Source organism: uncultured Bacteroides sp. (assembly GCF_905207245.1).
Taxonomy (GTDB): domain Bacteria; phylum Bacteroidota; class Bacteroidia; order Bacteroidales; family Bacteroidaceae; genus Bacteroides.
In genome coordinates, this window is the sequence record NZ_CAJLKP010000019.1 from 53,778 (window position 1) to 73,732 (window position 19,955).

20 protein-coding genes and 1 tRNA gene are annotated in these 19,955 nt (G+C 46.6%); 20 read left to right on the forward strand and 1 reads right to left on the reverse strand.

Annotation, left to right across the window (positions count from 1 at the left end; all coding sequences use genetic code 11):
• Positions 1–5: 5 nt before the first annotated feature.
• A complete protein-coding gene (locus QZ135_RS08230) occupies positions 6–953 on the forward strand; it encodes a DUF4858 domain-containing protein (protein ID WP_294607741.1) in 948 nt (315 codons plus the stop codon).
• A 75-nt stretch (positions 954–1,028) separates the two neighbouring features.
• Here the strand turns inward: QZ135_RS08230 and QZ135_RS08235 are convergent.
• A tRNA-Asp gene (locus tag QZ135_RS08235) sits at positions 1,029–1,102 on the reverse strand.
• Between the two features lie 338 nt (positions 1,103–1,440).
• On the opposite strand from QZ135_RS08235, the gene purU reads away from it, so the two are divergent.
• The 19 genes from purU (at position 1,441) to QZ135_RS08330 (ending at position 19,391) form a co-directional block, all read left to right on the forward strand.
• Positions 1,441–2,298, forward strand: a complete 858-nt coding sequence (gene purU, locus QZ135_RS08240; protein WP_294607744.1) for a formyltetrahydrofolate deformylase — start codon at positions 1,441–1,443, stop codon at positions 2,296–2,298.
• Positions 2,299–2,307: 9 nt separating this feature from the next.
• Positions 2,308–2,898, forward strand: a complete 591-nt coding sequence (hisH, locus tag QZ135_RS08245) for an imidazole glycerol phosphate synthase subunit HisH (RefSeq protein ID WP_294607747.1) — start codon at positions 2,308–2,310, stop codon at positions 2,896–2,898.
• 3 nt (positions 2,899–2,901) lie between these two features.
• Positions 2,902–3,630 carry a 1-(5-phosphoribosyl)-5-[(5-phosphoribosylamino)methylideneamino]imidazole-4-carboxamide isomerase gene (gene hisA, locus QZ135_RS08250; protein WP_294607749.1) on the forward strand — a complete coding sequence of 243 codons (729 nt, stop codon included), beginning with the start codon at positions 2,902–2,904 and terminating at the stop codon, positions 3,628–3,630.
• Between the two features lie 5 nt (positions 3,631–3,635).
• Positions 3,636–4,394 (forward strand): imidazole glycerol phosphate synthase subunit HisF, encoded by a 759-nt coding sequence (gene hisF, locus QZ135_RS08255; protein WP_294607751.1) that lies wholly within the window; start codon positions 3,636–3,638, stop codon positions 4,392–4,394.
• A 107-nt stretch (positions 4,395–4,501) separates the two neighbouring features.
• Positions 4,502–5,107, forward strand: coding sequence for a bifunctional phosphoribosyl-AMP cyclohydrolase/phosphoribosyl-ATP diphosphatase HisIE (gene hisIE, locus QZ135_RS08260; RefSeq protein ID WP_294607753.1), 606 nt, complete (start codon positions 4,502–4,504; stop codon positions 5,105–5,107).
• A gap of 36 nt (positions 5,108–5,143) precedes the next feature.
• Positions 5,144–5,866, forward strand: coding sequence for an ATP-binding cassette domain-containing protein (locus tag QZ135_RS08265; protein ID WP_294607756.1), 723 nt, complete (start codon positions 5,144–5,146; stop codon positions 5,864–5,866).
• A gap of 21 nt (positions 5,867–5,887) precedes the next feature.
• On the forward strand, positions 5,888–7,207 hold the full coding sequence (locus QZ135_RS08270; RefSeq protein ID WP_009132256.1) for an aspartate kinase: 1,320 nt from the start codon (positions 5,888–5,890) through the stop codon (positions 7,205–7,207).
• 94 nt (positions 7,208–7,301) lie between these two features.
• Positions 7,302–8,462: a diaminopimelate decarboxylase gene (lysA, locus tag QZ135_RS08275; protein WP_294607761.1), complete on the forward strand. Its 1,161-nt coding sequence runs from the start codon at positions 7,302–7,304 to the stop codon at positions 8,460–8,462.
• 223 nt (positions 8,463–8,685) lie between these two features.
• Positions 8,686–9,663, forward strand: coding sequence for a tyrosine-type recombinase/integrase (locus QZ135_RS08280; RefSeq protein ID WP_294607763.1), 978 nt, complete (start codon positions 8,686–8,688; stop codon positions 9,661–9,663).
• Positions 9,664–10,068: 405 nt separating this feature from the next.
• A complete protein-coding gene (locus tag QZ135_RS08285) occupies positions 10,069–10,440 on the forward strand; it encodes a hypothetical protein (protein ID WP_294607764.1) in 372 nt (123 codons plus the stop codon).
• 25 nt (positions 10,441–10,465) lie between these two features.
• Positions 10,466–11,767: a DUF3575 domain-containing protein gene (locus tag QZ135_RS08290; protein WP_294607767.1), complete on the forward strand. Its 1,302-nt coding sequence runs from the start codon at positions 10,466–10,468 to the stop codon at positions 11,765–11,767.
• Positions 11,764–12,759 (forward strand): DUF5119 domain-containing protein, encoded by a 996-nt coding sequence (locus QZ135_RS08295; protein ID WP_294607769.1) that lies wholly within the window; start codon positions 11,764–11,766, stop codon positions 12,757–12,759. Before QZ135_RS08290 ends, QZ135_RS08295 begins: the two co-directional genes overlap by 4 nt.
• 43 nt (positions 12,760–12,802) lie before the next feature.
• A complete protein-coding gene (locus tag QZ135_RS08300; RefSeq protein WP_294607772.1) occupies positions 12,803–13,945 on the forward strand; it encodes a fimbrillin family protein in 1,143 nt (380 codons plus the stop codon).
• A 91-nt stretch (positions 13,946–14,036) separates the two neighbouring features.
• Positions 14,037–14,891, forward strand: coding sequence for a fimbrillin family protein (locus tag QZ135_RS08305; RefSeq protein WP_294607774.1), 855 nt, complete (start codon positions 14,037–14,039; stop codon positions 14,889–14,891).
• Complete coding sequence (locus QZ135_RS08310; protein WP_294607777.1) at positions 14,807–16,027, forward strand: hypothetical protein; 1,221 nt, start codon at positions 14,807–14,809, stop codon at positions 16,025–16,027. The genes QZ135_RS08305 and QZ135_RS08310 overlap by 85 nt, the downstream gene beginning before the upstream one ends.
• Before the next feature lie 42 nt (positions 16,028–16,069).
• Positions 16,070–17,977: a fimbrillin family protein gene (locus tag QZ135_RS08315; protein WP_294607779.1), complete on the forward strand. Its 1,908-nt coding sequence runs from the start codon at positions 16,070–16,072 to the stop codon at positions 17,975–17,977.
• Between the two features lie 166 nt (positions 17,978–18,143).
• The gene (locus tag QZ135_RS08320) at positions 18,144–18,455 is read left to right on the forward strand and encodes a hypothetical protein (protein ID WP_294607780.1); all 312 of its coding nucleotides are present in this window, start codon (positions 18,144–18,146) and stop codon (positions 18,453–18,455) included.
• 220 nt (positions 18,456–18,675) lie between these two features.
• Entirely contained in the window at positions 18,676–18,990 is a 315-nt protein-coding gene (locus tag QZ135_RS08325) for a nucleotidyltransferase domain-containing protein (RefSeq protein WP_294607782.1), read from the forward strand.
• Complete coding sequence (locus QZ135_RS08330; RefSeq protein WP_294607784.1) at positions 18,987–19,391, forward strand: HEPN domain-containing protein; 405 nt, start codon at positions 18,987–18,989, stop codon at positions 19,389–19,391. Before QZ135_RS08325 ends, QZ135_RS08330 begins: the two co-directional genes overlap by 4 nt.
• The last annotated feature ends 564 nt before the right edge of the window (positions 19,392–19,955 follow it).

Sequence of the window (19,955 nt, forward strand, 5' to 3'; positions counted from 1 at the left end):
TAAGTATGAAGAAGATTATTAAAGTAGCTATATTGTTTATGGCATGTCTTTGGTATGCAATGGATTGTTGTGCCCAGTGGACAGCTCAAGATTCCTTAAATTTGAAGAAGATATTAGAAAGTTCTGAAGAAATAGAATTGAATAAGAATGCCATTCAGTCAATAGGTACTAATTTTAATCAGCTTCCCGAACAACCCATTATTTATAAAGATCAGTTCCATTTCGACACAAGTCTGCCGGATAGCCCTTATCCATTGGGGCAAGAACCTCTTCGGAAACCAGGAATGAGTCTGATGCCCTATAGTGGTGCTACCAAGTATAATTACGATCCGGTATATAAAAAAAGAATAGAATTGGGTACGGATAAAAAGCCCTTTGGCAAAGAGATTATGTTTCAGGAAAGTGCAGGAGAAATAATAAATAAGGGTAGTTTTAATTATAGCTTAGACGAACTGTTCACAAAAAAGTTTTGGAATTTACGGACACGCAGGAATGCGCGGAAAACATTGCTTGCCCTGAGCCTGTACTCAAAACCCGATGAAGCCAAAGGACGCTATGAATACTATCGTTTAGATGAAGGGGACTATGCCATGAATTTTGTTGGCTCTGTGGAGGCTCAAGAGAAAATCAATACTGACCTCAAAGAGCACGAGCAATTGAAAAAAGGACTTCTCTATTTTAAATATACGTCCGAAGGCAAAGGCGACTTTACCTTCTACCTACCCGATATGCATAACTTTAGAGGTACATTTATTCGTAAGTGGGATGGTTACAGGCTTTTTTATGAAGGTATGGAACTTGTGGTCTCATTTGCACAGATTGGAGGAAGGTCCTATCGGTTAAAGTTGAATCTGACTCAACAGTTTCGGTCATTCTATCCGTCCGATGATATAAAGAAGGTACTTTTCACCACTACAGCATCAAGAATATCATCAGGGAGTGACAGACGTTGATGGGTGTGGAGGTGTACACTACTAAAAAAAAAGCTCCGAAGTCGTTAAACTTCAGAGCTTTAATCTCGATTTTCGCGGTGCGTACGGGACTCGAACCCGTGACCCCATGCGTGACAGGCATGTATTCTAACCAACTGAACTAACGCACCAGAATTTCATTTTTGTTTGCTATCTCTCTCGATTGCGGTTGCAAAGGTAGGCATTTCTTTGAAATCTGCAATAGCTGCAATGATTTTTTTTTGCTCTCTTTTATCACTTTTTCTTTTATATCCTCATTTTGAGCATGTTGTAATATGAAAAAAAATAGAAGATTTGAAAGCCGTTTGTTGCGAGGTGTTATGAGGCTTTTGTGGTGAAAACGAAAGAATCTATCGCTTGTTTTAAACTTCCTGCTCGAAAACTTCGTTGTTTTGCAATAAATCGTTATTTTTGCAAACTCAAAACGAGAAAGTTGTAATTTGCAAACGATAAAAAACGATAATTTAGGATGATGAAAACTGCCAAACTGTTACTTCACTGTCCCGACAAACCGGGAATCCTGGCAGAAGTAACGGACTTTATAACGGTAAACAAAGGAAATATTATCTATCTGGATCAATACGTCGATCATGTGGAGAATATCTTTTTCATGCGTATTGAGTGGGAATTGAAGAACTTCCTGATACCACAAGAGAAAATTGAAGATTATTTTGCAACGTTGTATGCACAGAAGTATGAGATGTTTTTCCGTCTTTATTTCTCGGATGCAAAACCGCGTATGGCTATCTTTGTTTCAAAGATGTCACATTGTTTGTTTGATTTGCTGGCACGCTATACCGCAGGTGAATGGAATGTGGAAATACCTCTTATTATAAGCAACCATCCCGACCTGCAACATGTGGCCGAGCGTTTCGGCATACCTTTCTATCTGTTCCCCATCACTAAAGAGACAAAGGCGGAGCAAGAGCAGAAGGAAATGGAACTGCTGGCAAAACATAAGGTGAACTTCATCGTGCTGGCACGTTATATGCAGGTCATTTCAGAACAGATGATTGATGCATACCCTAATCGGATTATCAATATTCACCACTCGTTCCTGCCTGCATTTGTAGGTGCCAAACCCTATCATGCAGCATTTGAACGTGGTGTGAAGATTATCGGTGCCACCAGCCACTACGTGACTACGGAGTTGGATGCAGGTCCTATCATAGAGCAGGATGTGGTTCGCATCACGCATAAAGACACGGTGGAGGATCTTGTCAATAAAGGCAAGGATCTGGAGAAAATCGTTCTCTCTCGTGCCGTGCAGAAGCACATTGAACGTAAAGTTTTGGCATATAAGAATAAGACAGTGATATTTAGTTAATATAGATTCATGAAGATTGCAGTAATCAAATATAATGCAGGCAACATCTATTCGGTGGACTATGCGTTGAAGCGTTTGGGCGTTGAAGCGATAATTACGGCGGATAAGGATGTATTACGTGCGGCAGACAAAGTTATCTTCCCAGGTGTCGGCGAGGCGGGAACAACTATGAAGTTTTTGCGTGCCAATGGCATGGATGCGTTGATAAAAGAGCTACGGCAACCCCTGTTGGGTATTTGTCTGGGTATGCAGTTGATGTGCCGTCATTCGGAAGAAGGCAATGCGGATTGTCTGGGTATTTTTGATACGGAGGTGAAACGTTTTGTTTCGCAGAAGCATGAGGATAAAGTGCCTCACATGGGCTGGAATACTCTTACTGAGACGAATAGTGCCTTGTTCAAAGGCTTCACTAAAGATGAGTTTGTCTATTTCGTACATAGCTTCTATGTGCCGGTAAACGAATGTACGGCGGCTGTAACGGATTATATTCATCCTTTCAGTGCAGCGCTGCATAAGGATAATTATTATGCCACCCAGTTCCACCCGGAGAAGAGCGGGAGCGTGGGTGAACGTATTTTGCGTAACTTTTTAGAACTGTAATCAATGATAGAACTGATTCCTGCAATAGATATTATCGACGGAAAATGTGTACGCCTTTCGCAAGGTGACTATGACAGTAAGAAGGTGTATAACGAAAATCCGGTGGAAGTGGCCAAGGAGATAGAAGCACACGGCATTCGTCGCCTGCATGTGGTAGACTTGGATGGAGCGGCTTCTCATCATGTAGTCAATTATGGTGTTTTGAACAGAATCACTTCACAGACTTCCCTGATAGTTGATTTCGGTGGTGGTGTGAAAAGTGATGAAGACTTGAAGATAGCTTTCGAAAACGGAGCGCAGATGGTAACAGGCGGTAGCATTGCCGTGAAGAACCCCGAACTTTTCTGTCATTGGTTGGATATTTACGGCAGTGAGAAAATCATTCTCGGTGCGGATGTGAAAGACCGCAAAATAGCAGTGAATGGATGGAAAGATGAAAGTGCTTGCGAATTGTTCCCCTTTCTGAAAGAATATGTAGAGAAAGGTGTTCAAAAAGTGATCTGTACCGATATCAGTTGCGACGGCATGTTGCAAGGACCGTCCATTGAACTGTATCGGGAGATGCTGGAACAACACCCCGGTCTTTATCTCATAGCCAGTGGCGGGTGGAGCGGCATAGCTGATGTCCATGCACTGGAAGATGCGGGCGTACCTGCTGTTATCTTCGGTAAGGCATTGTATGAAGGACGCATCACAATGAAGGAAATAGAGTCACTCATAATTCATAATTAAAATAAGTGTTAGCAAAAAGAATTATTCCCTGTCTTGATATTAAAGACGGGCAAACAGTGAAAGGAACCAACTTCGTGAACCTGCGCCAGGCAGGTGATCCGGTTGAATTGGCGCGTGCATATAGTGAGCAGGGGGCCGATGAATTGGTGTTCCTTGATATTACAGCCAGTTTTGAAGGTCGCAAGACATTTGCCGAACTGGTGAAGCGTATTGCTGCCAATATCAACATTCCGTTTACGGTAGGTGGGGGCATCAACGAACTGAGCGATGTAGACCGCTTGTTGAATGCCGGTGCAGATAAGATTTCTATTAATTCCTCTGCTATTCGTCGTCCTGAATTGATAGACGAAATTGCAAAAAACTTTGGTTCTCAGGTTTGTGTGCTGGCTGTGGATGCCAAACAGACCGAAAAAGGCTGGTGGTGCTATCTGAATGGAGGACGTGTAGAAACAGATAAAGAACTGTTTACCTGGACCAAAGAAGCCCAGGAACGTGGTGCCGGAGAAATACTTTTCACTAGCATGAACCACGACGGTGTAAAGACCGGATATGCCAATGAAGCGCTTGCTGAAATGTCTGACAAGCTCTCTATTCCGGTGATTGCATCGGGTGGAGCAGGAGCAAAAGAACATTTTCGTGATGTGTTTTTGCAAGGAAAAGCAGATGCAGCATTGGCAGCCAGTGTTTTTCATTTCGGAGAAATTAAAATTCCCGATTTAAAATCGTATCTTTGCGCCCAAGGAATACCAATGCGGGTGATGTAAAAGTGATAGAGTGACAAAGTGATAGGGCTGATAAAGGTGACAGAATATTACCACATCACGCTGCATAGAATTAATAAATTATAGCTTATAATTAATAATTACCTAAAATGGATTTTGATAAAATGAACGGACTTGTTCCGGCAATCATACAAGATGCAGACACCGCTAAGGTGCTAATGTTGGGTTTCATGAATAAGGAAGCTTACGACAAAACGGTAGAAACCGGCAAAGTAACTTTTTTTAGCCGCACTAAGAATCGTCTTTGGACGAAAGGTGAGGAGAGTGGTAATTTTCTGAATGTAGTTTCTATTAAAGAAGATTGCGACAAAGATACATTGCTGATTCAGGTACATCCCGTAGGTCCTGTTTGCCATACAGGCACGGATACTTGCTGGGGTGAGAAGAACGAACAGCCCGTTATGTTCCTTAAACTTCTTCAGGACTTCATCACTAAGCGCCACGAAGAGATGCCGGAAGGCTCTTATACGACCAGCCTGTTTGAGTCGGGTGTAAACAAGATGGCACAGAAAGTAGGTGAAGAAGCTGTGGAAACCGTGATTGAAGCTTGCAACGGAACTGACGAACGCCTGATTTATGAAGGAGCTGATTTGATATACCACCTTATCGTGCTGCTAACGTCCAAAGGGTACAGCATTGAAGATTTGGCACGCGAATTGGAGGTACGCCACAGTGCTTCGTGGAAGAAACACTAAATAATTAAAAATTAATAATTAATAATTAAAACGGGAATGGGCGAGCCGTTGATACGATATAAGGATGTCGAAGTACACCAACAAGACTTGTGCGTGCTGAACGAGGTGAACCTCGAGCTGCAGAAGGGAGAGTTTGTGTATCTGATTGGTAAGGTCGGTTCGGGCAAAACCAGTCTTTTGAAGACATTTTATGGCGAATTGGATGTCATTTCAGGTGAAGCAGTCGTATTGGGGTATGATATGAACCGCATCAAGCGCAAACATATTCCACAACTGCGCCGCAAACTGGGCATCGTGTTTCAGGACTTCCAGTTATTGACGGACCGCACGGTGAACGATAACCTTGCCTTTGTGCTGAAAGCTACCGGCTGGAAGAACAAAGCAGAGATTAAAGACCGTATTGACGAAGTGTTGATGCAGGTAGGCATGGGCAACAAAGGATATAAGTTCCCTAACGAACTTTCGGGAGGCGAACAGCAGCGCATTGTTATTGCCCGAGCCATGCTCAACTCTCCCGAAATTATCCTGGCGGACGAACCAACAGGCAATCTGGATGCAGAGACCGGACGCGCCATTGTGGGATTGCTGCACAACATTAGCCGTACAGGCTCATTGGTGGTGATGACTACGCACAATCTCCAGTTGCTGCATGAGTTTCCGGGACGGGTGTATCGCTGTGCCGGTCATCAGATAACGGATGTGACTTCCGAATACTCAGGCATGATGCCTATTGTAGAAGAAATAAATAATAATATATAATCATTTAATACAGGAACGAAGATGAAAGTTTTAAAGTTTGGAGGTACTTCCGTTGGTTCTGCACCGCGGATAAAGGAAGTGGCCAAATTGATTACCGATGGAGAGCAGAAGATAGTTGTCCTCTCGGCTATGTCGGGTACGACTAACACATTGGTGGAAATTTCGGACTATCTGTACAAGAAGAATCCGGAGGGTGCTAACGAAATTATCAACAAGCTGGAAGCTAAGTATAAACAGCATGTAGATGAATTATATTCCACTCCCGAATATAAACAGAAAGGTCTGGAATTGATTAAATCTCATTTTGACTACATTCGTTCGTATACTAAAGACCTTTTCACTTTGTTCGAAGAGAAGGTGGTTCTGGCACAGGGAGAGTTGATTTCTACCGCCATGATGAACTACTATTTGCAGGAGTGTGGCGTAAAATCTATTCTGCTTCCGGCTTTGGAATACATGCGTACCGACAAGAATGCGGAACCCGACCCTGTATATATCAAGGACAAACTCCACATGCAACTGGAATTGCATCCCGGTGCCGAAATTTATATCACTCAGGGATACATCTGCCGTAATGCTTACGGAGAAATAGATAACCTGCAACGTGGTGGAAGCGATTATACCGCTTCTCTGATCGGCGCTGCCATCAATGCTTCCGAAATCCAGATATGGACGGACATCGACGGCATGCACAACAACGATCCGCGTATTGTTGATAAGACTGCTCCCGTGCGCCATCTTCATTTTGAAGAAGCTGCTGAGCTGGCTTACTTTGGTGCCAAGATTCTTCACCCCACTTGTATACAGCCTGCCAAGTATGCCAATATTCCGGTGCGCTTGCTGAATACGATGGACCCTACTGCTCCCGGCACCATGATTTCCAATGATACCGAAAAGGGTAAAATCAAGGCAGTTGCTGCGAAAAACAGTATTACGGCTATCAAGATTAAATCCAGCCGTATGTTGCTTGCCCATGGTTTCCTGCGCAAGGTATTCGAAATCTTTGAGAGCTACCAGACTTCTATCGACATGATTTGTACTTCCGAAGTTGGTGTATCTGTATCTATTGATAATACGAAGCACCTCAACGAGATTCTGGACGATTTGAAGAAGTATGGCACGGTAACCGTGGATAAGGATATGTGTATTGTCTGTGTGGTGGGCGACTTGGAATGGGAGAACGTAGGTTTCGAAGCCAAGGCACTGGATGCCATGCGCGACATACCCGTACGAATGATTTCCTTCGGCGGTAGCAACTACAATATTTCCTTCCTCATTCGTGAGTGCGACAAGAAGAAAGCCTTGCAGTCGCTTAGTGATGCACTGTTCAACGAAGAATAAGAGATAACCCTGATACAACCGAGCGCTTTTACCAATCCTGATAAAAGCGCTCTTTTTAACTGAACAAAGAATACACTATATTTAGATAAAGAATATGAAAGGAACATTCCCCATAGATAAATTCCGTGAGTTGCGCACCCCGTTTTACTATTATGACACAAAGGTGTTGCGTGAAACCCTTTCCTGTGTGCGCACCGAAGCTGCAAAGTATGGTAATTTTGACGTGCACTATGCCGTGAAGGCAAATGCCAACCCCAAGGTGCTTTCCATCATCCGTGAGAATGGGCTGGGTGCCGATTGTGTAAGTGGCGGTGAAGTCCGAGCAGCCATCAAGGCAGGTTTCCCGACGAATAAGATTGTGTTTGCCGGAGTGGGCAAGGCAGATTGGGAAATTAACCTCGGATTGGATTATAATATTTTCTGTTTTAATGTAGAGTCCATTCCCGAACTGGAAGTTATCAATGAACTGGCGGCGGCAAAGGGCAAGGTTGCGAATGTAGCTTTCCGCATCAACCCCAATGTGGGTGCACACACTCATGCCAACATCACTACCGGACTGGCAGAGAATAAGTTCGGCATCAGTATGCAGGACATGGACCATGTGATAGATGTGGCACTGGAGATGAAGAATGTAAAGTTCATTGGATTGCACTTTCATATCGGCTCGCAGATATTGGATATGGGCGATTTCGTGGCTCTTTGCAATCGTGTCAATGAATTGCAGGATAAGTTGGAGGCTCACCGCATCCGCATCGAGCACATCAATGTAGGTGGCGGGCTGGGGATTGACTATAAGCATCCTAACCGCCAGGCGATACCTGACTTCAAAGATTATTTCGAGACATATGCCGAGCATTTGAAATTGCGTTCTTATCAAACACTCCATTTTGAATTGGGGCGTGCCATTACGGGGCAGTGTGGCTCATTGATTTCCCGTGTGCTCTATGTAAAACAGGGAACGAATAAGAAATTTGCCATTCTCGATGCCGGTATGACGGATTTGATTCGTCCCGCCTTGTATCAGGCTTATCATAAGATAGAGAATATCACTTCTGATGATGCTGTTGAGGCATATGATGTGGTAGGACCTATCTGCGAGTCTTCCGATGTCTTCGGCAAGGCGATAGACTTGAACAGGGTGAAGCGCGGGGATTTGATAGCGTTGCGTTCTGCTGGTGCTTATGGTGAGATTATGGCTTCAAGCTATAACTGTCGTGAATTGCCGAAGGGGTATACTTCGGACGAGCTGGTGTAAAAGAAATACGCTGGTTTTAGTATCCTTCCTTTCTGCACCGTTATGAGTAATTACTAATCAACCTTTATAATGTATACATACAGCGTGCACCTTTCTTATAAGGTTTGCACGCTTTTTCTTTGTCTTCCCCTCACTTTCTTTACTTTGTATTCACAAACATTATGCTTGTGATTCCTGTTTTCAGGACTCATTTGGTAGTGTGCAACTTTAAACAATAAGAGTTATGAATACAGAAAGAATTGAGAAGGATGACGGAAGGTTGGACCTTTCGCTGTATATGGCAGAGGTTGTTGAAGGATTGAAAGAAGACAGGAGGTATCCTGCGGTGCATACCTACAATAGCACCTTACGTTCCTTTGCAAAGTTTGCCTGCGGTGTAATGCCTGTAAATGAAGTGTTTACTCCCGGGCGCCTGAAAGAGTATGAAGACTGGCTGCTGGAAAAGCGGCTGAGTTGGAATACAGTTTCCACTTATATGCGCACTTTGCAGGCTGTGTATAACCGGCTATCTCCACCCGGCACGCCTGCACACAACCCGAGGCTCTTCGATGACGTGTATACCAAGGTGAAGTCGCAGACCAAGCGGGCACTGACGGAGGAGCAGACAGGGCGACTGATGGGTGCAGACCTCGATGTACTCTCCAAAGAACTGCGACGCGCGCAGGCCTATTTTCTGCTGATGTTTTTGTTTCGGGGTATGCCGTTCATCGACCTTGCACACCTTCGCAAGAAGGACGTGAAAGATGGCAAGATTGTATATCGCCGCCACAAGACGGGCAAACAGATTACATTGCGTATCCCCCGTGAAGCATTACCGCTTTTGAAGGAGTATAAGGATAAGGCTTCCCTTTATCTTTTCCCGATATTGAATGCTGCGCCGAAAGGAGAAGCTGCCCTGTATGAGTGCTACCAGAAGGCCTTGCGGGCTTTTAATAAGAAGTTGGGAGTATTGGCGCAACGGCTGCTTCCCGGTGTGAAACTTAGCTCCTATACCGCGCGACATACATGGGCCACCTTGGCCTATCATACAGGAATGCCTGTCGGAATCATTTGCCAGGCACTGGGGCACTCTTCAATACGTGTGACGGAAACTTATCTGAAACCTTTCGAAAATGAAAGAGTGGATAAAGCTAATCGTAAACTGATTTCTTCTGTTAGAAAAAGTAAATGGGGGAATGGTGGAACATACAATGCATTATAAAACAGTGTTTTGCGAAAGAATTACTTACCAAGTAACGGAAAGTTTCGCCTGCAAAATTGAACATTATTTTTGATAATCCCAAATTAAAGGTCATTTTTTCACATCAATAATTTAATTTTTATCCATTAATCTATTTACAAACACTAAACACATCTCATATTACCCCTGATGCAAACTGAAAAGCATACATCACTTTATCCATCTTTGAACTCTCAAAAACGGACTTCTATTCTATTTACCTTGTTCATCGGTAAAATTCGTTTCTCTTAAAGGAAAAACGAAATAATTGGTTAGAAAACGCCTTTTCTTTTTAGCGGGAAGATTGCTCTTTCCGTTACTTGGTAAGTAATTTTCGCCTACGAAGCTGTTACTTGGTAAGTAACAGTTAACAAAACAAAGAAACACATGTTGTCTATATGTACACAAACAGCTATTACCTTGCTGCACGACATTGCTTCGGGTAATGTCGTGCAATCGGCTAATATTCTCTTTTCAGAAGAAGAATGGAAAGACCTGTTCGATAAACTGGAACAAGGACGGCTTATCCGCCGCCTGCCGGACAAGGAGCCTGGAACCCTGTCTTCATATACCCTGTGGCGTCCTCTGTGGGAAATTTCCCTGCTTGATGTGCTTCAGGCATTGAATGAACCTATCCGTTGCAACATGCCCACTCCTGAAGAATTTTATGTTAACCATCGCCAAATCGCAAATAAGGTCGGCATTTTCAACGAAGTGGCGCGTAAATTTCTGGCAGATATTAAAATAGCCAACTGGTAACCCACCCCCTACAATCAACCAAGATATGAATTACCTACCTATTATCAATATAAAACGCATAGCCCTCGGCTTCGGACTGCTGTTCGGGCTGCTGGCGGGTGTGCGGTCACAAGAAAGCCGTCACGCGCCGGAGCTTTCCGGCAAACCGATGCTGCTCTATTTCCGTTTGGGTAAGGCGGTGGTGGATAACGGATACATGGACAATGCCCGTACTCTCCGCCATCTGGACGAAGTGCTTTCTGACCATAGCCTGGTGTCACGAATCGACTCCATCAACATCCTTTCTTTTGCCTCCCCCGATGGCGGCCGAAAGTATAACGAACTTCTGGCACGGCAACGCTCCACAGCCGTAAAGGGATATCTGGTGTGGAAATACCCTCACCTCGACCAATATCGCATCCACCCCCGTCCACAGGGCGAGAACTGGCAGGAACTGCGCCGGTTGATAGCTGGCGATGAGAACCTGCCCAACCGTGAAGAAGTACTGCAAATCATCGACTGCACCCCGGATATCGACCGTTGCAAGGCTTTGCTCCGGAAGCTGGACGGCGGATGTTCCTACCGCTACATCAGGGAGAGGATGTTGCACTACCTGCGCAATGCCGCCGTGTGCATGGTGTGGATAAGGCCGGACAGACTGCCCGTCTTGCCCTGTCCCGTACCTCTGCGTGCGGAGTCACTGGACAAACAGTGCGAACCACTTGTAGGGATGAAAAGCCTCCGGAAACAAGAACCGACAGTGGTCGGGAATGTACAGACCAAAGAAAAACGTCCGTTGTTTGCCTTGAAAACCAACCTGGTGTTCGACGCCGCCCTGATGCCGAACGTGGAAATCGAAGTACCTGTAGGCAAGCACCACCGCTACTCTCTCAACGGTGAGCTGATGTTCCCCTGGTGGCTGATGGATGGCGACAAATATTGCCTGCAAATCCTCATGGGCGGTCTGGAAGGTCGTTACTGGCTGGGTAGCCGGGCAAAACGTATGAACCGTGAAGTGCTGACCGGACACTTCCTCGGACTATATGCCGGAGGCGGCAAGTACGACCTGCAATGGACGGACAACGGCTATCAGGGCGAGTTCTTTATCGCCGCAGGCATCAGCTACGGATATGCCCACCGGATAGCCCGTAGCCTCAGGCTGGAATATAATATAGGTGTCGGCCTGCTCCGCACCGATTACCGACATTACCATGCCCGCGACAACTACCGGACGCTGCTTTGGCAGGAGAACGGTAAATATACATGGTTTGGCCCTACGAAAGTGAAAATCTCGCTGGTGTGGCTGCTGAACCGCAAGGTGAAAACAGAGAAAGGAGGCAGAAGATGAATACAGTTAACCGCCGCCTCGTCACCTTGTTCACTTGTATCCTCGTCACCTTTTCCGCCTGCGACCGCCGCGAGCTTACCTATTCCAACGAGGCGGAGATAACCGTTACCGCCGATTGGAGTAAAGCAGGCTTGAGCGAACAGGAAGGGCGTTACGGTGCAACCGCCGTATTCTACCCCACGGACGGAAACGCTCCCATCACCGTGCTGATGGGTGACCGTAACCGCAAGACCGTCCGACTGAAAGAAGGACGCTACAACGTAGTTGTGTTCAACCGTTCGTTCGACGACTTCGGAAGCATCGCTTTCCGGGGGACGGATGCCTGCCACACGCTGGAGGCTTACTCCAAGAACGCGCAGGGCAAGGGGACAGACAGTGGCAAAGTGGCTACGGACAGCCCCGACGAACTTGCCGCCGACTGCGTGGAAGGGTTTGAAGTGACACCCGGCATGCTCGGCAATTACGGGCCTTCCGCCACAAGGAATACGGAAGACCCGTCTCCCTGTCGGCTCTGCTTCACACCCCGGAAGTTGACCGGAGAGATAACCGCCACCATATACATCAAGGGGATGAACAACATCCGTACTGCCACCTGCACATTGGGAGGCGTGGCAGAATCCGTGTTCCTTGCATCGGGTCGGCCTTCGGAACGGACGATGACGCAACGCTTCACGTTGGACACGAAAACCTACCTGCCCGGTTCGCGGACGGATGGCACGATGAGCGCCACGTTCAGCGTGTTCGGCTTCGACGAGAGCGTTCTCCATGAAGTGCATTTCGAGGCGATGCTGGTGGACGGGAAAACGGAGTTCGTGGAAGAGCTCGACGACATAAAGGTGAATGTGTCGGAAACCGACGAGGGCGCCATACGCATCACCATCGATGTGACGTGCGGGGAAACCGTGCCCACGGTGAGGCCCGAAGGCAGTTCGGGCATGGATGCCGATGTGGAAGGCTGGGACAAGGAGGATGACAAGGAGATAGATATATAAAGATATAAAGAAATTTTAGTAATAACTTAAAAAAAGACAAAAGATGAAGATTAAGAATTTAATGATGGTAATGGCGGCGCTCGCAATGGCGGGCTGCTCGCAAAATGAAGTGACGGACACGAATCCCGACGTGCATCCGGTAATCGGCTTCGACGTGTACACGGGTGTACAGACCCGAGGGGCGGAAACAGACATTGCCACCTTGAAAGTATCGGATGCCGGTTTCGGTTTCCTTGCATACAAGACGGCGGGCGATTGGAGTACAAGCGGCTCTGCCGCTACCCCGGATTTCCTGTACAACGAACACGGCACATGGACTGACGGAGTACCAACAGGAAGTTGGGGATATGACAACACCCGTTTCTGGCCTACCAACAGCGACAAAATCAGCTTCTTCGCCTATGCGCCCTATGAAGCAAGCCCGACGAATGGAAGCAATAAAGGCATCACGCTGTCTGCGCAAACCGTGCAGGGAGCACCCACCCTTGAACTTGCTTTGAAAACGACCAATGACTGGAAAGACATGGTGGACCTGGTGACGGATTGTCGGGCTGACATCCAAGACCAGACCGCCACGAGCCACAGCGGAACCGTTTCTTTCAAGTTTAGCCATGTACTGACAAAGGTGGCGGACATCAAGGTGAAACCCGACCAATCTTTAGGTAGCGATATAAAAATCTATGTGACGGACTTGAAACTGGTGCCGGGAAGCAGCATACTCCAGAACAAGGCTAAATACCAGTTCTCGGATAACACTTGGGTGGCTGCCACAAGCGGTGCTTCTTATTTTACAACCGAACAAGACTTGTCGGGCTTCCTTAACAAGACTACCCCAGGCGATTGGGGTTACACGACTTCATCAGTGAACGTAAGCAACCACAGTACAGCCACTTCACTGTTCCCCTCCGGCCAGGCACTCTACTTTATCCCGGTGGACAACGCAACCGGAACAGCTAATGAAGGCGACTTGAAACTGAAAATAAAGTATGACATCGTGACGAAGAGCGGCGCTACAAACGTGACCAGTACGACCGAGAAAGAAGTAAAATTGCCCAAAAGCACTTTCAAGAAGGGAATGGCACATACCTATACATTGACCATCAAATTGAATACCATCGGCATTACGGTGGATGATACAATCACCGATTGGGGTACCACCATCGGTGGAGACATGGACGTTGAATAATGGTTTCCATGTCCTATACAGGCCGGACGGGGTTGAATGTCCCTTTCCGGTCACACAGAAAAAAAGCATAGAACAAAAAGAATACCCAAGGATGATGAAAACAAACTACCTGACAGTCGTGGCACTTGGCCTGTTGGCGGCACTCTCCGGCTGCCAAGCGGAGGATGACACACCGCATACATTGCAAGAAAATATTCCGGTAGGCTTTTCGGGCGATGTGCCCGGGACGAGGGCAGCGAAAGAATATGAATCGGTAGCCGACCTTACGGACATAGGCGTGTTCGCCTACTTCACCAACGGCGAATTCAACAACGGCAGTTCCACCCCCAACTTCATGTACAACCAGCAGGTGGAGCGGCAGACTAACGGCAGTTGGACATACTCCCCCGTGAAGTACTGGCCGGGCAACACAACGGACAAAATCAGCTTCTTTGCCTACGCCCCCTACGTGGACGAGGCGGCATCGGGAGGCAGCAATCCATCCTTTCAAGGCAATGCCGTGGCAGGTTTCCCAAAGCTGACCTACACTGTGCCCGCAGCCGAAGCCGACCAGGCAGACCTGCTTGCTGCTACGCCGTTGATGAACCGGACTGCACCCACCACCGACAGCGAAAAGGTGAAATTCAACTTGAAACACGCCTTGACCAAAGTGTGTATCAGCATCAAGAGCGAGGTGGGGATTAAAGTGACCGCCCTGTCTGTAAACAATGCCCCGGCAACGGCAACACTGACATTCACGGACAGTGGTTTCGGCTGGGGAAGCTATACCGGAACAAAGACCGTAAACGCTACCCTTACCGGTGGTGGTACGGAAGTACAGCCAATGCCGCCGACGCCACAGCACTTGCCACCTTCTTTCTGTTGCCCAACAAAGCTGCCGCCACCCTCTCCATTACCTATGCACAATATGGGAATCCTGACATACAGCTTACCAAAACCAACATAGCGTGTCCTACCACTCCCACTGCATGGCAGCAGGGAACGAGTGTGGGGTACACGCTCAATGTGAAAAAAGACGGAACGGTGACTACTTCCGGAGGAGAATGGACCCCGAATCTGGGAGGCGACATATCGGGTAAAGAAAAAGGTATCGGTTCCGCCGCCGAGTGGGTGGCCTTCACCAAGCTATGGAATGCCAACGGACTTCCTACCTTGGATGACGGAGTGACACCCGATTATTCGCTATATGAAAAGTATGGCTGGTACGAGACGAAAGGTGCTAACCGGGTTTTTACCATCAAACTTACCGCCTCGTTCGTGCTGACGGGAACCGTCACAGGCGAGCTTTATGAACCGGTAGGTACAGATACATACCCGCTTACCTTACCTATAGACGGGCAGGGATGGCAAATCAGCATTGACTTGCAAAACAGTTCACAGCTTATCGAGGGTAAGTATTCGGGCATTGTGGGCTATACACAGGCAGGCATTAGCAATCTGCGGGTGGCAACCATTCCCGGCAACAGCTCTTCCTCGGGTTACAGCATTGAGTCTTCGGGTGCCACATACGCAGGCGTGTTGGCGGGTAAGGTGGACGGGGACATTCTGAACTGTTCGGTGGAACTGGTCAAAACAACGGTGGTTAATACAAATTCCTCAGCCACGGAAGCCATGTATATAGGCGGATTAGCAGGCTATTGCAATGGCAAAATCCTGAACTCTGCTGTTTTTGAGGGGACATCCTCCCTTTCCGCTTCTACGGTGAGTTTCAGGAAAGCATCGGCGGGAAGCGGTATCGGCGGACTGGCGGGTGGTGTGGCATCCGCCAGTAGGATAAGCAATTGCTATGTGCGGCTTTCCCAATTGAGCAATCAAGACGAAAGTGTGCCTGCGCCCTCCGTCGGTTGGCTGGCGGGCAGCAAGTCGGGAGCAAGTTTCAGCAACTGCCACTATATGGCAGGCACTGCCGCAGGTTGCACACCTGATGATTCAGCTGAAGGGATAACCTCTTTTACGAACTTCACCGGGCTATGCGCCTCGCTGAATACGGAGGCTGAGAAGCATACAGGCTGGGCACTCTGGAAAGAAACTATCGGTTCAGGGGGCGCTGTGGAGCAAGTGATACTGGATTTATACAGATAAAAAACGGTCAAAATGTGCTACTTAACAGATAAAATTTGACATATGAAAAAATATCAAATATTGATAACAGGACTGCTGCTCTTTTCGGCCTCCTGCATGGACGAAACCGAACACTGCGAACAGTATAACGGAGACTTCCGGGTAACCGCCACTGTAGAAAACACCGGCACCATGTCTCGCGTGGCAGACAGAAATGACCGTACAACCTTCACCGAAGGCGATGCGATTCTTATCGGGTGGAACGGAAGTGCTTCCTCTTACAAATATCGCTATTCGGGAACAAATAGTACATTTGCCCCAGATGCTGCTGCCGACCGGAAGCTATGGACGGAGCTACTGAACACTTCTTCAATGGTAGATGTATATGCCTGGTACGGAACCATGAGCAATGTCCTGCCCGCAGTAGGGACGAACATTGCCGTTCCACAAGATCAGACCTCGGAAAGTAAGTTGTGGGCAGCCATCTGTATGGCGGCACACCAGTCGGCATCCTCCGCCACGAATACGCTCGTTTTCACCTTCCACCATCTCACAGCACGCCTTTTCTTGTCCGTGGATATTGTAGACCCCACGGTGACGCAACCGGACGTGATGGGGGCAACGGCACGAATCAATCAGATCTATGCGGAGGGAACGATAGCTACAGACCCCTCTTCTAAAGCATACCGCTTGGATGTTCCAACAAATCAAAAGGGCGCGCAGAGCATCCGGATGAAGCAATCGTGGTCGGACCAGCAGGTGTTTCATCTGGATTTTGAATGTCTGCTGCCACCCCAGGCATTGGGCGAAGGACAGAATATCACTATCACTTTGGCAAACGGCAAGGAGTATGTTTGCAGCATAAGCGGCGACCTCACTTTGGCGGCAGGGCAGAAAACAACCTTGAAGGCTACCTTGAAAGCGGATGAGCACTCTACTTTTAAACCGAAACTGACAACGATTCCCGATGCAGCAGGTAGCGCTTTTTCCGGTAACCGCCTGATTTGCGCCATCAAGAACGCCTCTACCGGAGAATTTCGTTACCGTGTATATGACAAGCAGCCGGACGGTTCGTGGGGAGAAGGTGTACCGGTATATGAGGATGAAGAGGGAACGATAGAATTTCCGACACAGAAATATAGCAATATCTTGAAAAAAGGTGGAGCAGTTGAAATATCCGGGGATTATGTTGTACTAAGTGCTGATATCGGAAACAGTAATAATTCCACTTATTTTATAAAAAAGAGCAAGACGACCGGAAAATGGTATTGCGCGAATGGACAAATTCAAGGACATGGATACAGCGTCTGCATTAGTGAAGATTTTTTAGTGAGTGGAAATCATGTATCCACCGGAAGTTATGCCAATCGTTCTTACATATATCCCATCGATGCAGATGGAAACCTGGGTGCTGTACAAGATACACCGGCGGGTATATCCGCATATAAAAGTTCTATTTATGGAGGCGTTTTGGCTACCAACAGTGGCGTTTATGAATATGATTCGAACCAAAAAGAATGGGTCAAGTTATTTGGTTATGCAGTGGGAGCCAACCAACGTGTTGCCACTGATGGAAAGAGGGTTATTATGCAGGAAGGTACTGGCGATTCCGATGTGCATATTTACAATGTGGCTACAAGGCAAGAGGAAAAATGGGACGGTTCTAAAGCAAGAGCGGCCGGAGGCAAACCGGTAGCTATTTATGGGGACTATGCGCTGGCAGGTACGGCAACCAAACTAAGTATCTGTTACAGAAATCCTTCTACCGGAAAGTGGAGCGTACTCAATCCTGATGGGGGATTTTTGGAGATAATGAAAAAATGGGATAAAAGTATCACTATCACAGAGATTGATGGGCAAAATATTACCATGAAGGGCACTCGTGCCATGATTTCCGGTACGGAAATGGGTAGTATCTTTATTGAAAACATAGATAAGATGGTAGAGGATTATCTGGCAGATCCGTATTAACACCTATATAAATCAACAAGACAAAAGGAGGCTTATAGTCTTCATTAATCAATTAATAATTAAATTTTATTCAAACAATGAAAAGATTCGGAAGGCGTGCCTTTGTGGCACCCGATGCCACAGAAGCATCAAAAAAAAGACAACCCGTGACGTAATTGCAGATGGAGTGCGCTGGACGGAGGCCATGCGCGTAGTTCGTGCCGACCATCCGGAAGTGACTATTATCTTGCCGAATGAGAAGATACAGGTTCGCCCCGGCGATGATGTGCGTAGTCTGATTACTCCGTATGTAGCCGTTATCCGTCAGGCGCTGGATAGCAAGAGGGTAGGTGAGTGGAAAGGTTATACCGCCGAGTGCCGCATCCGCCAGGTGCGCCGCTTGCTCACCCATTACTTCTACTTTCACGAAGGCTGCATCAGCGAACAGGACTTCAATCTGCTGGTTGAGGATTTGCTGTTTGTGCATAAGGCAGGCTGATACGTGTGTCTTTTATTCCCCCGGAGACGGGGGATTTCGGAAAGAAGTATCTCTTAATAATTCTCATTCAGCTCTTGCATGAACTCATTTAAGTCAATGATTTGAACGGAAACGGCGCATTCTTTGATATATTGGAAAACAATACGGGAATAAGTTACTCTGTTTCTTGACTTTTCGGGTATTTTGCTTAACTTTGTTCGCAAATGAAAAAGTAAAGAGTATGAAACGTCCGCAAATTGTAGAGCAGATACGCAAGGCTTTGGCTCAGGTAGCTCCGGGCGCACAAGCCATTCTGTATGGAAGTGAAGCACGTGGGGAAGCACGTCCCGACAGCGACATTGATTTATTGATATTGGTTGATGGAAATAAATTGACGGTTAATGAAGAGGACCGCATTATTACTCCGCTTTACGACATCGAAATAGAAACCGGAGTGCAGATAAACGCACGTGTCCTACTGAAGGAAATTTGGGAGAACCGTCCTTTCCATACCCCTTTTATTTTCAATGTAATGAAGGAAGGAATTGTGCTATGAAAGAGCAGTTGAATCGTGAAAATATTGAGGCATTGGCTGCTTACCGATATCAGCGTGCAGAAGAAACGCTGAAAGAAATACCTTATCTGAAACAACAGGGATATTATAATACAGCGGTCAATCGTCTTTATTATTCCTGCTATTATGCCGCAGTCGCTCTGCTCATCAAACATGAGTTGAATCCGGGCACCCATGCAGGTGTCAAGCAGATGTTAGGACTGCATTTTGTAGCTACCGGTCGTCTGTCGCGCGAGTTGGGACGATGTTTCTCTCTCCTTTTCGAACGTCGGCATAGTAGTGATTATGATGATTTCGCTTATTCAAGTGAAGAAGAAATAGATGAATTGCTGCCTAAGGCAACGGCTTTTATTGAGGCCGTCGGAGGTTTGCTGAAAGAGTAAGAGCAGTTATTGATGATAGTTATTCCCGTCCCACCCCTCTCCCCACCAAGAGAAGGGTGGGACGTTTGTTTATCGGTTTGACGGATTGAAAATCTTGATACTCAATTCAATCGGATTTGTAATCCGATTGAACGGGGTTATTAACGATACAGAGATAGGGAAAGTTTTTGTAGAGATAGCGGCGTTATCTTTGAAATTACTCACTATTAAAAATCGCCTATATGCCTACAATGATTTTATTTAGTGATGTTTATATTTATGTTGGTGCAAATATTTTCTGTTACGCTTTGGATGAAGTTTCTTATTTTTGCGTTGTAATACAGAATATGAGTATATTATATGTATTTATTTGAAGTGTAAATAAGTAAACAACTGAACAATGAAAAAGAAAGAAAAATTGATTAGGGTAAGCAGTAAAGGAAAACGTATCATTTGTTCGAGGCAAACGCATCATGCGTTGGGGCCCGATGCATCATCTGTTTGACTCAAACACATCATCTGTTCTGACAGGGGCTGACTAAAAAGTCTCTCCTTGATATTTTCTTTGTTCTCCTTCTTATGTGC

Bases quoted from the DNA above. Each gene is read 5' to 3' on its own strand.
- QZ135_RS08230 (WP_294607741.1), top strand. From the start codon at position 6: ATGAAGAAGATTATTAAAGTAGCTATATTGTTTATGGCATGTCTTTGG.
- purU (WP_294607744.1), top strand. From the start codon at position 1,441: ATGATGAAAACTGCCAAACTGTTACTTCACTGTCCCGACAAACCGGGA.
- hisH (WP_294607747.1), top strand. From the start codon at position 2,308: ATGAAGATTGCAGTAATCAAATATAATGCAGGCAACATCTATTCGGTG.
- hisA (WP_294607749.1), top strand. From the start codon at position 2,902: ATGATAGAACTGATTCCTGCAATAGATATTATCGACGGAAAATGTGTA.
- hisIE (WP_294607753.1), top strand. From the start codon at position 4,502: ATGGATTTTGATAAAATGAACGGACTTGTTCCGGCAATCATACAAGAT.
- QZ135_RS08265 (WP_294607756.1), top strand. From the start codon at position 5,144: ATGGGCGAGCCGTTGATACGATATAAGGATGTCGAAGTACACCAACAA.
- QZ135_RS08270 (WP_009132256.1), top strand. From the start codon at position 5,888: ATGAAAGTTTTAAAGTTTGGAGGTACTTCCGTTGGTTCTGCACCGCGG.
- lysA (WP_294607761.1), top strand. From the start codon at position 7,302: ATGAAAGGAACATTCCCCATAGATAAATTCCGTGAGTTGCGCACCCCG.
- QZ135_RS08280 (WP_294607763.1), top strand. From the start codon at position 8,686: ATGAATACAGAAAGAATTGAGAAGGATGACGGAAGGTTGGACCTTTCG.
- QZ135_RS08285 (WP_294607764.1), top strand. From the start codon at position 10,069: ATGTTGTCTATATGTACACAAACAGCTATTACCTTGCTGCACGACATT.
- QZ135_RS08290 (WP_294607767.1), top strand. From the start codon at position 10,466: ATGAATTACCTACCTATTATCAATATAAAACGCATAGCCCTCGGCTTC.
- QZ135_RS08295 (WP_294607769.1), top strand. From the start codon at position 11,764: ATGAATACAGTTAACCGCCGCCTCGTCACCTTGTTCACTTGTATCCTC.
- QZ135_RS08300 (WP_294607772.1), top strand. From the start codon at position 12,803: ATGAAGATTAAGAATTTAATGATGGTAATGGCGGCGCTCGCAATGGCG.
- QZ135_RS08305 (WP_294607774.1), top strand. From the start codon at position 14,037: ATGATGAAAACAAACTACCTGACAGTCGTGGCACTTGGCCTGTTGGCG.
- QZ135_RS08315 (WP_294607779.1), top strand. From the start codon at position 16,070: ATGAAAAAATATCAAATATTGATAACAGGACTGCTGCTCTTTTCGGCC.
- QZ135_RS08325 (WP_294607782.1), top strand. From the start codon at position 18,676: ATGAAACGTCCGCAAATTGTAGAGCAGATACGCAAGGCTTTGGCTCAG.
- QZ135_RS08330 (WP_294607784.1), top strand. From the start codon at position 18,987: ATGAAAGAGCAGTTGAATCGTGAAAATATTGAGGCATTGGCTGCTTAC.